This window comes from Acinetobacter chinensis (genome assembly GCF_002165375.2).
Lineage (GTDB): Bacteria > Pseudomonadota > Gammaproteobacteria > Pseudomonadales > Moraxellaceae > Acinetobacter > Acinetobacter chinensis.
In genome coordinates, this window is sequence record NZ_CP032134.1 from 2,677,904 (window position 1) to 2,692,599 (window position 14,696).

At 43.0% G+C, this 14,696-nt stretch carries 10 protein-coding genes; 3 read left to right on the forward strand and 7 right to left on the reverse strand.

The features are described 5' to 3' along the window. The first annotated feature begins 9 nt into the window (after positions 1-9). On the forward strand, positions 10-3,114 hold the full coding sequence (locus CDG60_RS13655; RefSeq protein WP_087513329.1) for an efflux RND transporter permease subunit: 3,105 nt from the start codon (positions 10-12) through the stop codon (positions 3,112-3,114). 97 nt (positions 3,115-3,211) lie between these two features. Next, complete coding sequence (locus CDG60_RS13660; protein WP_087513328.1) at positions 3,212-4,927, forward strand: proline--tRNA ligase; 1,716 nt, start codon at positions 3,212-3,214, stop codon at positions 4,925-4,927. Between the two features lie 57 nt (positions 4,928-4,984). On the opposite strand, the gene CDG60_RS13665 is transcribed toward CDG60_RS13660, so the two are convergent. The 6 genes from CDG60_RS13665 to CDG60_RS13690 all read right to left on the reverse strand — a co-directional run bounded on the left by CDG60_RS13665 (position 4,985) and on the right by CDG60_RS13690 (position 12,934). Beyond that, positions 4,985-6,394, reverse strand: a complete 1,410-nt coding sequence (locus tag CDG60_RS13665; RefSeq protein WP_087513327.1) for a hypothetical protein — start codon at positions 6,392-6,394, stop codon at positions 4,985-4,987. Positions 6,395-6,677: 283 nt separating this feature from the next. Then, positions 6,678-8,939: a DUF6160 family protein gene (locus CDG60_RS13670; protein ID WP_087513326.1), complete on the reverse strand. Its 2,262-nt coding sequence runs from the start codon at positions 8,937-8,939 to the stop codon at positions 6,678-6,680. A 27-nt stretch (positions 8,940-8,966) separates the two neighbouring features. Further along, positions 8,967-9,656 carry a hypothetical protein gene (locus tag CDG60_RS13675; protein WP_087513325.1) on the reverse strand — a complete coding sequence of 230 codons (690 nt, stop codon included), beginning with the start codon at positions 9,654-9,656 and terminating at the stop codon, positions 8,967-8,969. Positions 9,657-9,667: 11 nt separating this feature from the next. Continuing rightward, positions 9,668-11,341, reverse strand: coding sequence for a hypothetical protein (locus CDG60_RS13680; RefSeq protein ID WP_193853158.1), 1,674 nt, complete (start codon positions 11,339-11,341; stop codon positions 9,668-9,670). A gap of 250 nt (positions 11,342-11,591) precedes the next feature. After that, positions 11,592-12,161 (reverse strand): dCTP deaminase, encoded by a 570-nt coding sequence (gene dcd, locus CDG60_RS13685; protein WP_087513324.1) that lies wholly within the window; start codon positions 12,159-12,161, stop codon positions 11,592-11,594. A gap of 179 nt (positions 12,162-12,340) precedes the next feature. Further along, on the reverse strand, positions 12,341-12,934 hold the full coding sequence (locus CDG60_RS13690; RefSeq protein WP_087513323.1) for a LysE family translocator: 594 nt from the start codon (positions 12,932-12,934) through the stop codon (positions 12,341-12,343). Positions 12,935-13,327: 393 nt separating this feature from the next. Between CDG60_RS13690 and CDG60_RS13695 the strand changes: the two genes are divergently transcribed. Next, entirely contained in the window at positions 13,328-13,888 is a 561-nt protein-coding gene (locus CDG60_RS13695) for a DUF2062 domain-containing protein (RefSeq protein WP_087513322.1), read from the forward strand. A gap of 106 nt (positions 13,889-13,994) precedes the next feature. Here the strand turns inward: CDG60_RS13695 and CDG60_RS13700 are convergent, their stop codons facing one another. Further along, complete coding sequence (locus CDG60_RS13700; RefSeq protein WP_160117059.1) at positions 13,995-14,552, reverse strand: hypothetical protein; 558 nt, start codon at positions 14,550-14,552, stop codon at positions 13,995-13,997. Positions 14,553-14,696: the final 144 nt, after the last annotated feature.

Below are 14,696 nucleotides of genomic sequence, written 5' to 3' on the forward strand. Positions count from 1 at the left end.
ACTGTCGCCATGTGGTTTACCCGTATCAGTGTCAAATATCCTGTATTCACCATTATGATGATGTTCTGCTTGATGGTGCTTGGTCTGGCTTCGTGGCAGCGCATGGGAGTAGAGGAATTTCCCGATGTGGACTTCCCCTTTGTCGTTATTTATACCAGTTATCCCGGTGCGTCACCCGAATCTGTCGAATCTGAAATTACCAAAAAAATGGAAGATCAGATCAACACCATTTCAGGATTAAAACAGGTTATTTCACAGTCCAGTGAAGGTCTGTCCACGATTATTGCTGAATTTGACCTGGATGTTCCCTCTGCCGTTGCAGCCCAGGATGTCCGTGACAAAATAGCCCCTGTCACGGCCGAATTCCGTGATGAAATTCAGGATCCGGTCGTTGAACGTTATGACCCGACTGCCAGTGCTGTCATGTCCATCGTCTTTGAATCAGACAGTATGCCCCTGCGTGATCTGAGCTCATATCTGGATCAGCGGATTGTTCCTCAGCTTCGGACGGTTGCTGGTGTTGGAACGGTCAACCTGCTTGGAGATGCACAGCGTCAGATCAGAATTGAAATTGAACCTGCAAAACTGAACAGTTACGGTATAGGTATTGATCAGGTACTGAATACTTTAAAATCTGAAAATATAGAAGTTCCAGGCGGAACATTAAAACAGCCTGCATCTGAACTGGTGGTCGAAATCAAGTCGCGGGTCATTCACCCCCAGTCATTTGGTGACATGATTATTGCCACAAAAAATGGCGCGCCCATTTACCTGAAGCAGGTTGCCAGAATTACCGACAGTCAGGCTGAACTTGAGTCCAGTGCCTATCTGGATGGGAAAACTGCAGTCGCAGTGGATATCCTGCGCAGTTCTGACTCCAACGTCATTGAGGTCGTGGACAACACCTACAAAACACTGGATGACATTCAAAAACAGTTGCCTGAAAGTATCACAGCTAAAGTCGTGGTGGATTCATCCAAAGGCATCCGTGGCAGTATTAAAGATGTTGCCCGCACCATTACTGAGGGTGCAATCCTCGCCATACTGATTGTACTGCTATTCCTCGGTTCATTCCGCTCAACCGTTATTACAGGAATGACCCTGCCGATTGCGCTGCTCGGAACACTGACTTTTATCTGGGCATTTGGGTTCTCCATAAACATGATGACCCTGCTGGCACTGTCACTCAGTATTGGTCTGCTGATTGATGATGCAATTGTTGTGCGGGAAAATATTGTCCGTCATGCCAGCATGGGTAAAGACCATGTCACTGCGGCACTGGATGGCACTCAGGAGATTGGACTTGCAGTACTGGCAACAACATTGACCATTGTTGCTGTGTTTCTACCTGTTGCCTTTATGGGCGGTATTATTGGACGGTTCTTCTTTCAGTTTGGTGTGACGGTCAGCACGGCGGTACTGATTTCAATGTTCGTCAGTTTTACACTGGATCCGATGCTTTCAGCGCACTGGGCAGAAAAACATAATCCAGATACAAAACCAGGTAGAGTTAAACGCTTTTTCAATTGGATCTCCACGCGCCTGGACAACTTAAGTCATCATTATGAAAAACTGTTGAAACTGGCACTGCGCTTTCGCCCTGTGACTCTTGCCATTGCTGTTGCATCCCTGCTTGGTGCATTGGCACTGTCAAAACTGATCGGTACAGAGTTTGTTCCTGTACCTGATAAAGGCGAACTGCGGGTTAAATTTGAAACACCAGTCAATGCTTCACTGGAATACACCCAGGCAAAACTGCTCCAGGTTGACAGCATCATTCAGAAACACCCCGAAGTCCGTGCAACTTATGGTGTGATCAACAGTGTGACAGACAGAGGTAAAAACCATGTCAGTATCCGTGTCACGCTGACACCGAGACAGGAACGGAAACAGACTCTGAATGATCTGACCAATGAATTCCGTCTTCGCCTGAAAGATGTTGCAGGAATCACCATTACATCCGTTGCATCGGCGGATGAAACTGTATCTGGTGGACAGAAACCGGTCATGATCTCAATTAAAGGACCTGACCTGGATGAACTCCAGAAAATTTCTGACCGTTTTATGGCTGAAATTACTAAAGTGGATGGCATTGTTGACCTGGAAAGCTCCCTCAAGGAACCAAAACCGACACTGGGAGTTCATATTAACCGGGTACTGGCAAGTGACCTGGGACTGTCAGTCAATCAGATAGCCGGTGTCATACGCCCCTTACTGGCAGGTGATAACATTACCACCTGGAAAGATGAAAAAGGTGAAACCTATGATGTCAATGTCCGCATGGTACAGGACAAACGCAGCCTGCCCGCTGATGTTGAAAACCTCTATCTGAGTTCTCAGAAAACAGATGCCAGTGGACAGGCGGTTCTGATTCCACTTGCCAGTGTTGCCCGTTTTGAACAGACCCTGGGAGCTTCTCAGATTAACCGACGTGATCTGGCTCGTGAGGTACTGGTTGAAGCCAATACCGCAGGACGTCCTGCTGGAGACATCGGTGCTGATATCAAAAAAATTCAGGACAGTTTTAAACTGCCACCCGGCTACAGTTTTGATACTCAGGGTTCAAACAAAGACATGGAAGAATCTGCGGGTTACGCAATGACTGCGATTACCCTGTCTATTGTCTTTATTTACATTGTACTCGGTTCACAGTTCAACAGCTTTATTCATCCTGCTGCCATCATGGCATCCCTCCCCTTGTCACTGATTGGGGTGTTTCTGGCATTATTCCTGTTCAACTCCACCATGAACCTGTTTTCCATTATCGGGATTATTATGCTGATGGGACTGGTGACTAAAAATGCCATTCTCCTGATTGATTTCATTAAGAAAAGTATGGATGCAGGTACAGAACGTTACGACGCGATTATTGCTGCGGGTAAAACCCGTCTCAGACCCATACTGATGACCACCAGTGCAATGGTCATGGGAATGGTTCCTCTCGCACTTGGACTGGGTGAAGGCGGTGAACAGAGCGCGCCGATGGCACATGCGGTGATTGGTGGTGTCATCACCTCCACACTGCTGACACTGGTGGTTGTACCCGTCATCTTTACTTACCTGGATGACTTTAAAAACTTTATGATGCGCCAAATGAAAAAAATCATGTCATAATGAAACAGATTACCCTGGGGTGACATTACTGAATGTTCACCTCATTTTTTTACCGTATAATCTCTGCTTTAATGCTTAATAATTTAGGACAGTTTCCATGCGCGCGAGTCGCTTTTTATTTGCAACGTTAAGAGAAACCCCAAACGATGCTGAAGTCATTTCACACCAGCTGATGTTACGTGCGGGGATGATCCGTAAATTGGCTTCAGGCTTGTACACCTGGTTGCCGATGGGTGTACGTGTGCTGAATAAAGTTGAAGCGATTGTCCGTGAGGAAATGAACCGCTCAGGTTCTCTTGAAGTCTTCATGCCCGTGACTCAACCTGCAGGTCTGTGGGAAGAATCAGGTCGTTATGTACAGTACGGACCGGAGCTTTTACGCTTTAAAGACCGTCACACCAATGACTTTGTGCTTGGACCGACACATGAAGAAGTGATTACAGATCTTGCCCGCAACGAACTGAAAAGCTATAAACAGCTTCCAATCAATTTCTATCAGATTCAGACTAAATTCCGTGATGAAATCCGTCCACGTTTCGGTGTGATGCGTTCCCGTGAATTTATCATGAAAGATGCTTATTCATTCCACGCAGATCAGGCTTCCCTTCAGGAAACCTACGATGTGATGTATGAAACTTACTGTCGTATTTTCAGCCGTCTGGGTCTGAATTTCCGTCCAGTACAGGCAGATACAGGTTCAATTGGTGGTTCTGGTTCACATGAATTCCATGTACTGGCATCCAGCGGTGAAGATGATATCGCTTTTTCTACTGACTCAGATTATGCTGCAAACGTGGAAATGGCTGAAGCTGTACTGGTCGGTGAGCGTGCTGCTCCTGCACAGGAACTCAAAACCGTAGATACGCCTGATCAGAAAACCATTGCTGATGTTTCTGCATTCCTGAACTCTGATCCGGCTCATTCTGTTAAAGCATTACTGGTTCAGGGCATAGCAGATGAAAAAGGTCAGATTCCAGTGGTGGCGCTGTTCCTTCGTGGCGACCATGAACTGAATGAAATTAAAGCTGAAAAACACCCTCTGATTGCAGCACCACTGACGTTTGCAACTGAAGCACAGATCAGTGAATACAATCTTACTCCTGGCTTCTGTGGTCCACAGGGACTGGTTGAAAAAGGTATCGCGGTTATTGTAGACCGTGCTGCATCTGTACTTTCAGACTTCGTTGCTGGTGCAAATGAAACAGATAAACATGCAACAGGCGTGAACTGGGAGCGCGATGCTCAGTTTACAGAAGTGTATGACCTGCGTAATGTCGTTGAAGGCGATCCTTCTCCAGATGGTCAAGGTACAATCTTAATCAAACGCGGTATTGAAGTTGGTCATATCTTCCAGCTGGGCAAGAAATACTCTGAAGCACTGGGCTGTAAAGTACTGGGTGATGACGGCAAACCACTGGTCGTGACTATGGGCTGTTATGGCATTGGGGTAACCCGTGTAGTGGCTTCTGCAATTGAGCAGAACTTTGATGACAAAGGTATCATCTGGCCATCAGCAATTGCACCTTTTGAAGTGGCTATCGTTCCTATGAATGCACAGAAATCACCACGCACACTGGAAGCTGCTGAGGCACTGTATGCAGAACTACAGGCTAAAGGCTACGATGTACTGCTGGATGACCGTAATGAACGTCCTGGCGTGAAATTCTCTGACCTTGAGCTGACTGGTATTCCGCACCGTATTGTGATTGGTGAAAAAGGACTGGACGCAGGTACTTTTGAATATAAAGGTCGCCGTGATGAAGAGTCTGTAAACCTGAGCAAAGATGAATTACTTGCAAAAATTGCAAAATAATTTCCGTTGAATATAAAAATCCCGCTTAATGCGGGATTTTTATATTTTGCATGTTAATCAGCAGAATTTCATACCGCCGTAGCAGTTAGGTATAACGTTCTGGTTGGCAAGAACCTGAGAACTCAATGCCAGTTTTGCATGCGGTGAATTGGATAAATCGATATAACGTAAGTTTGGATCATTTGGATCCTGCAGTCCAACATTCTGTTTAATTGGTAAACCAAATGCAGAGCCCAAAGCCCCTCCAGTTGAAACCGTAATCCGATTTGCCAGGAGCCAGTCAGAAACCTGAGAAGCCACCTGAGGCAATACATCTTCAATAGATGTCGCTTGTATCACATCTAAAGTTCCCAATTGAACAGGTTTTGCAAATGACATCCACCACCCTGGCTGTGCGATATCATCGCTGTTGGCACCTAACCACTTAATGGCAGATTTCTGAAGTGAAAGATAACCCCCATTACCATCCAGCTCAATATTATGGATCATGCTCAATGCCTGAGTAAATTCAACATCAATCTTTAGATTACGGATAGCTGTTTTAGTATCATTGTATTTGCCTGACCAACAAACACCTGCCCACAAATCTTCTTTACAGGTTCCTCCACCATTTTTCCCCATAAAAAATGTAACGTCATTAACCCATAGAACATTATCAGGTTCATTTATATTATTTTCTTTCCTCAGATCAACAACAATACTGCCACTGTCTTCACTCAGAATAATATCCCCAACACTTGCCACTACACTCGGAGGTTTAACTACTGTCTGCCTTTTACCCGTTAATGTGAAAGCCCCTATTTCAAAATTGGCGGTCATTTCAGGCATAGCAAAGCCTTTACCTGCCGTTGCCGCAAGATTTGTCATAATTTTATGATTTCCCCCCAGAACTTTAACGCTTCCCTTTACTTCCTGACCAGCAACAGCACCAAAGTTCGTTGGTACTGTTTTAGTTGAACCACTGGTTCCTGAGACCTGCATATAGCCACTGAATGAGCGGAGACCATCTGATGGATTATCAATATTTTCTGCACCGAGGCTAAGTAAACCTAAAATTGACTCTGCGCCTAAACGAAAACCTTCCACTTCACGTGTTGCTGCAGATTTTCCTTTAATTGCAAACTCTATAAAAGGATTAGTGAGCTGAGCTGAAGTATCAACCCGGGAACCATTAACCGCCTTACCGGAAAGCGAGAGATTGCCAATATCAATATCACAGCCCCCAGAGCCGTTGGAACCACCACACCCAAGTTGTAATGATTTGATATTACTGTTCAGCTCCATTACAGCCCCCAATCCCAACTTAAAAAAATTGAGATTCTGCGATGCATCCGCCGTACTTGTTAAATTGAACAAAGCCTGCCCTTCGACCTGTGACAACTGCTGATCATCCAGCTCTGTCATTGCATTTGCATTTCCAGCTGCACAGGCAATTGCAACCATAGCCCCAAGAATACTTTTTTTCATTTTTATTCCCTTAAAATATTAAAAATTATTAATTTTATTCAGTAACCTCATCGTATTACTGTGAGCACTTCAAAGTGATTCCCCATAAATATACTGATCAGTTCTGAACCCCATGTTTAAAAGAGCACAGCCTGTTCAACATACTGACTTATGTTTCCGTCTGCCCCACAGACGCCCCTTATACTTCAAAACCCCGGATTAAATTCATTTTTTATTAAATCTGTTTTTATCACTCAAATCATCTGTCTGTTCAGCTCACTCAGAACTGAACAGTCCCAGGACATTAACGTGGTGTAATGCCAAAATTACTCCGCATCACTCCTCCAGTAATGGCGATATCCGCAACTTTCTGCATTCCCCCCATTGGAGAGATTGCCATTTCTGCACGGAAAGGTGTTGCTATGCTGTTAGTCGGATTAAAATTAACCTGACTGTCCATACTCACGGTGTCTTTTTTCATACGGATACGCGACTCAAGTGCCAGATTGCCCTGTATCTTATTCAGGTTAACACTTGAACTGCTTTTCAAAGTACTGACATCGCCTGATTTGGTATAATCATCATTGATGATACTCAAATAACTGCCTTTTTCTGCTTCATTGGCTTTCTGCTCTTTGGTCAGTTCATTAAAATTGAACGATGCTTTAACTGTCAGGAAGTTACTGTCAGGATTTGCTACAGTTGCATCCACACCTGGTATAATGAACAGTTCCCCCTTACCATCCAGTTTAAAAGCAATGGAAGACAACACATCATCAGGACGACCAAAATTATCTATCGGTACGACTTTTTTCTCACAGGTGGTCGTGCCCACACAGTTATATAAAGACCCTGGCAACTGTCCAATAGCAATTTCAGCTTTTGCTGCAAGCAACAGGTTACTGGCTTTAACATAGATCCCATCTTTTTCATAGCCAATCACGCCATTTGCCTGAAGATAAGCATCAATATTTCTCAAGCCTGCATAGTAGTTAACTTCTTCTTTCCCAGTTCCTGAGATTTTATTATGTGAGCCATCTCCACCATCAATCAGAAGAACAGAAGTTGTACTTGGTGCATTGGTTTTTTTATCAATCCCATAACCATCTGTAGACATGGTCAGACTGAAACCTAAACCATTTTTGGTTTCAGCCTGGTATGTATAGCTCTGCTGAAACAACCCTAAGTTTGCATTCAGGTTGTAAATCGGTAGACCCAGACCCCAGGTACCCTGTACCGTGTCGTTCTTAGCCATTGAGTTATCAGAAATAAAACGGGCTTTACGGGCAATCGCCTGAAAATCCATACCACGAATGGATACCAATGCAAAATTCTGCGCTGTTTTCGTCGCATTGATATAATTTGTCAGGTTTTGGCTTGTAGCACCCAGTACATTCTGCAACTTTTTACTGATAACAAACTCAAGGCTTGCTGCCTGCATGGTATTTAAATAAACATCACCCAGATCCAGATATGCATTCTGAGTATTTAAGACTGAAGGATCATTACTGGTCCGAATGTTCAATGGAGACAGATTTGAAAATTCAATGGCATAGTTACCGTTTCCAGTTCCACCCAGTTCCAGTGTCGTTGCTTTCTCACCTGCTTTAATCAGTGAGTTCCCATCTTTAGTGAACTCAGCACTTAAACCTGTATGTATACCTGTATTTGCCTTTTCATAGCCTTTCGCTGTAACTGCAACACCATTTGCGTCGGTAACGTTAAAATTACTGATACCGGTCTGGTCAGAATTTACAAATATTTTCCCGTTTGCAAGTGAGCCTGACGCCCCCATACGGATGATATTTTTCTGCTCAGTACCATAACGCAGATCAATATTCACCCCAGGGTTTGTAGCATCATCGCCTGTACGGCTTGCATGAACCGCTGTTGTATCTGAAACACGCCCAAGGTTGATTACATGATCTGAATTGCCATTTTTAGTTGTTAAAACGATTCCTTCTTTTGGGTCTATATACATATAGCCGTCAGCAGCAAAGTTAAAGTTGAAATCTTTCAGAGTTAACTGCTGGTCATTCAGTTTATGTGTAATCGAAGCATTCTGAAGCTGAAAATTCAGATGTGACAAAGAGTTTTTATCAAACAGACCTTTCGTTGTTTCCAGATAAAAACTTAAAGGTGTACTGGTTGCCAGCATTAAAGAACCCAGGCTCTGTCTGTCTGCACCTGTAGCACCAACAGTACAGACCGTACACAACATCACATTCTGTATCGTTGCTTCAAATGGTGAAATGGTTGTTTCTAAGCGTATGCCTGCACCATTTGTCGTTCCTGCCACATCCAGATCAATCTGGCTTTTAATATTGGAATTATTGACGCCTTTTACTTCCACGCCATGCAGACCTAAACGCATACTGGAGTTATCGGAAAAATCCACCCAGTTTGCCTGGTCTATTGTTATTTTAGAGACTTCATGCGTGATGGTAATACCGTCCTGCCCCGTGACAGAACTCAATGTTGAATCAGACAGTTGCTCAAGCGCATAACTGTGCTGCGCAAGTAACATGCACGCCGTCAGCATTTTCAGTTTTGTTATTTTTTTCATTCCAACTTCCTTATTATACTGCTCAGCTTAACAGCGGCTGCCTGCCGCCCCAGTACAGTTATAACTGAACACTTTCAGGTTTCCTGACATCTGAAGGTTTCCATGAACATTCATTCCCATAAAACCTTTTTCTGTACCCGTATCAAATGTTGCAGCATTGGTTGCATATCCACCCTGACCGTAGACTTTATTATTTGCATAACCCTGCTCAGCACCTGCTGCTCCCACTTCAATGGATGCACTTGTAAACCCTAAATTCCTTATTTTTAATGGCTTATCATCTAAGAAAGTCAGTTTCATAGCGGACTGCTGATTGCCGTCCTTATTCAGGATGGTGGTACCGTCCAGCTGAAATTTATCAACCTGCAAAGTTCCCTGAAATTTTTTCAGAACCAGCCACTTCTGTTGAGCATTTCCATTTTTGTCCAGATCAGAAACTTTCTGATTATTAAATGCCACAGCAACACGACACAGAATGTCTGAAACACACTGTGTTGAATAATATGCCTCGGTAACCTTACCATTTGCATCCATTTTTGAAATACTGGACAGGCTCATATCATTGGCATATTTATGGTTCAAAGACAGCGTCCAGCTCAGATCCGCCCCACCCTGACCTGTCACCTGAGTTAATGCATCATTGTCCAGGTCTACCAGTCCTGCATGTGAAAAAGCAGAAACCGCCATGAACAGAGTGAAAATTATGCGTTTATTCATGATCCACTCTCCTACAGTCCAGTTGTTTTAAATTTAAGATGCTGAATAAGGACACCATCAATTGCCGCTGATCCAAGGTTTACATTCCCTGTAGGACCTCTGAATACTACACCGGTAGAATTTGCATCTGTTTTCGCTTTCAACAGGTTTGTAACAGGATCCAGAGCCACACTCCCCACTGAAATACTGCTGTGTGTTGCATTTGTGCCCTGATATTTAGTGGTAACAGTACCTGCTGTAATGGATGCTCCATTGGTTCCACAGGACGCCACGTTACAGGTTGATCCTTCATAAGATTTTTTAAGATTGGTTAAATCTGTTGAGCTGTAAGCCTTGAATGCAGTTCCATTCATTTCCAGCTGGACATAACTGTTACCTACCCGAACATAACTACCAGTCGTACTGGCGGTATATTTTCCATCCGTTCCTTTGTTATAACGGTTAGCATTACTGGTATCCAGACCAGGCGTATACTTTCCATCAATCACTTTATAGTACGTTGTATTTGCTGCTATATTTCCTGTCGATATTTCAGCATCATCGTAAAACGTATAAATTTTCTTATAGATTGCAGGAACATTTGGAATACGGGTCACTTCCAGTGCAATATTGTTCCCTTCAGAAGACAGAATATAAGGCTGATACATATTTCCAAGCACAAGGTTTACATTGGGACTGTATAAATACACTCCTTCAGTTGCATGAAAGAGCGGTGCTTTGCTTCCATCCAGTGCTGGTGTCGAATATGTACCATCAGACTGATCATCCTTAGCAGCAGTACCGATACGGATACCTTTCTGACCCAGCAGTTTACGGTTAGCTTCCGTATCTTCATAAATCAGACCTGAAGGATCATCATTGGTGTTAATTCTTAAAATTGCTGCCATTCCCAGGGTTTTATTATAATCTGCATTATTTGACCCCATAGTCTGGAACAATCTGAGCTGAGTACCGTTCAGACTTAAACCATTGGCTACATACTGAAGACGGATACGCTGATTTTTATCAAGATTTGTATCATTTGTCGGATCACCACTTACAGGTGAAGCAATCGGAGCACCTGTAATCGGATTAAGTGTGTTGGCTGAACCCCATGAGCGGGAGAAAGCATCCAGCCAGAAACCCTGTTTAATAACATTGTCTGCCTCATCCTTAGCCACGGTTGCCAAAGGCGCTTCCAGAGCCAGATAACCGACATTACCTGCTGCTGAGTTGAACTGCTGAGTATTCTGCGTACCTGCACGGAACAGCCAGGGGTTTGCGGTTGTCCCCCAGTTAAACCCTGTATTGCTGTAACGCTGATTCAGATCATCATTACTTTTGGACAATGCCAGACCATAGATAAAAATATCGGCTTTTGTCCGACGTTTATCCAGATCCGCCTTAGTGGCTGAAGTCAGTGCGTCGTAGTTTTCACCTGTAGGAATAATCCGGATAAAACCAGTGTCATAGCTGGATGGGTCTGCCAGACCCAATGCATAGCTCGAGCCTTTGGAAACATCATTTGCGCCCTGAAACACCATTTTAAAATCTTCAGGCAGCAATGCAATACCCTCACCCGTCGTTTCAGACAGTGATTCATCAGACATTGGCTTTAAGGCATGACCCGACTGTGCTACTGCCAGTCCAATCAATGTCGCAAGCACAGACTTTCTTAATCCGTGGCTATTCCAACTTTGAGTCATCTCGACCTTCCTTTTATCAGATGCTCCGCATCATTATTTTATTTTGTCCCTGACCTGGCTTTTACATTTTTCATTTAATACAGATCCGTTGCTGAACCACAGCCACAAAAATGCCAAGTCGATCTAGTTTTTCATTATGCTGAATATTCGCGCAAATGCAAAAAAATCCAGCCGAACTGCGCTGTTTTCCGATGAATGAATTGTAAAAAAAAGCAGACCTGAAGTCTGCTTTAAAATAAATCTTTATTTATTATGCCTTTGGCAGAGTAACACCCGTCTGTCCCTGATATTTACCACCACGGTCTTTATAAGACGTCTCACAGACTTCATCAGATTCAAAAAACAGCATCTGAGCAACACCTTCACCTGCATAAATACGGGCAGGTAAATTGGTTGTGTTAGAGAATTCCAGGGTAACATGACCTTCCCACTCAGGTTCAAGCGGCGTTACGTTGACAATAATACCGCAGCGCGCATAAGTCGATTTACCCAGGCAGACAGTCAGTACATTTCGTGGAATACGGAAGTATTCAACAGTGCGCGCCAGTGCAAATGAGTTTGGCGGAATGATGCAGACATCTGACTCGATATCAATAAAGCTTTTATCATCAAAGTTTTTAGGGTCTACAATTGCAGAATGTACGTTGGTGAATACTTTGAACTCACGGGCACAGCGAACGTCATAACCATAACTGGACACTCCGTATGAGATGAGCTTTTCACCATGTTCATCAAAACGAACCTGATTTTCAGCATACGGTTCAATCATGCCGTGTTTTTCGCTCATTTCACGAATCCAGCGATCTGACTTAATTGCCATTTATCTTCACCTAAAAAACTTGGAATTGATTACTGCCAGTACTTTAACTTAAATCGGTAACAATGAAAACACACGACTTCAAAGCTTATAAAAACCGATGCTTAGCACTCTGATAAAAAGGGTACAGGCTGCTGCTTTTATCTGAATATCCAGCCGCGACCTGTGCCCCTGTCTGAGACTTAGAGATTAAGAATTGCAGAATAACTTAATGGGATAGAGAAACTGACCAGTACCAGCGATGCTGTTTTTTGAAGATTGGACTGATTCAGCCATCTCACTCTGTTTGAAGCCAGCAATGAACCGATAAAAGTCCAGAAAAAAGCGATTGGTATCAGCAGCAGAACAAAGACCAGCATATGTGCCACATAGGCATTTGTGCTTTTCCAGGCAATCACTGGAAAAATAGCTGAAGCAAACAGCAGTGCTTTAGGGTTCAGTAAAGTTGCCGTAAACAGTTCACGTGCTCGAATTGTTGGCTGATCGAAGGATTCTTCTATATCTGCTGTTTTCCATAAACGGATAGCAAGATAAATAATATAACCTGCACTGAACAGCTTCAGAACTGTTGGAACAGCAGGAAACTGGGCGGAAATACTGCCAATCAAACCACCCCATACAGAGATGGAAATCAGATAGCCAAATGCTTCAGCTGGAATAAGTCTGAATGATTTCCTCACACCTACCTGAATACCAGAAGATGCAAGTAAAGTATTTGTTGGACCAGGCGTCAGTAAAATCGTGACAACCAGACCAATAAAAAACAATGAAACCATACTCAGACCTCTCAATAGAGTGAGCGAAGAGTAAATGAGTTCATTAAACTTAGCAAAAAAATATTTGTAAGATGAAATATTTCAAAAAACTGAAAATCAATTCACATTATTGATTTATAAAAAATTTAATCCAGAAATGATTCAATTCTGCACAGATACCGTTCAGTCATTTCCTGGTGATTGTTTTTGAAAATGAATTTCCATACTGAACATGCGAATCTCAGCCCATGCTCAAGATTATAAAAAATTAAATATTTTCAATATATTGAAAAAAATATAGCTGTTTTGATCCATTTTATATCTTTAAGGATTTACATTCCTTAAAAGATGGAACTGTCTCTTTTAAGAATAATCATGCACAATAGATTTTGTCCTGTCTATACACACCCTTTTATGCCAAAACAGTTTTTTCAATCCTGGCTGCCTTCACCCGAGAAAGTGGCAAGTATGAAATTTATGCGTATTTTTGGAAAACGCTCCTTAAATCCACTGCTTTGGTATATCAACCGTAAATCCATTTCTAAAGCTGTCTTTATTGGAACCTTCTGGGGCATTCTCCCCATTCCGTTCCATACCGCTTTAATTGTACTGACTGTTCTGATTATGGAGGTCAATCTTCCTGTCAGCATATTACTTGCCTGGCTGACCAATCCATTGACACTCGCTCCAATTCTGCTGGGGGCATTCTGGATCGGTAGCCAGATATATCAGGTCAATATGATTGATCAGGATATGCTGCTGGGGGTTCTGCATCAGATGACCCATTGGGTGACCAATATGGGACAGGGGCATGTTGATCTGAGTCTGGCTAAGATTCTGCTTTCGGGGCTGATTGTCGAAGCTTTATTTTTTTCCGTACTTTTTTTTCTGATGACCCGACTCTTTTGGCGTTTCAGTATTATCCGTCAGTGGAAAAAAAGAACGATCACTGCTGATAAGTCCCTCGATGACTGAAACAGTATGATTCACTCATAACTGTGCAGATACCCTCTTACATATAAAAACAGGTCAGCTTTCCTGAAGAAAACTGACCTGCTGAACTGAGCCTTAAATAAAAGACTTAAGCGCCGAATACGGCTGATTTCATTTTTTTGAAGAAACCTGTTTTCTGTTTCACTTCAGCTTTCTTTTCAACTTTATCTGCAATTTTTTGCTGTGCCTGAACCTGTTTTTCAACAGCAGCTTTCTGTTCAGCTTCAACCTTGTTCACAGCATCCTGTTTGACAGTTTCAGCTTTCTCTTTCAGCTGTGCAGATGGCTTAACTGCCTGTTGCTGAGTAGCCATAGTTTTTGCTTCCACACCAGTTTTTAACTGAGCTGCTTTCGCTTTGGTATCAGATACTTTTGCATTAGCTGCTGTTTTTGTTTCTGCAACTTTTTGCTCTGAAACTTTTTTAGCATCTACAGCTTTCATCTGAGCCTGCTGGACTTTAGCTTCTGCTTTCATTTTCGCCTGAGCCACCTGCTGTGCTTCATGCGTATTTTCAACTTTTTGCTGAGCAACCTGTACAGCTGCCTGTTTTAAAGTTGCTGGCGCTGCAGTTTCAACAGCAGCCATCGCAGGTACAGCAACAGCTGTAGCCAATGAAACAACCAGTGATTTAGCGATAATTTTCATGAATTTCCCCATGTTTTGAAACAGATTTTTTAAACCTGGAGAATTAAGCCCCTCAAATAAGTACAAGATGTGAATGTTATGTAACCCTATTGTTAACAAGGTGTTCAACTGCCTTCAAATACAGCGTATCACCTGATGATCAGG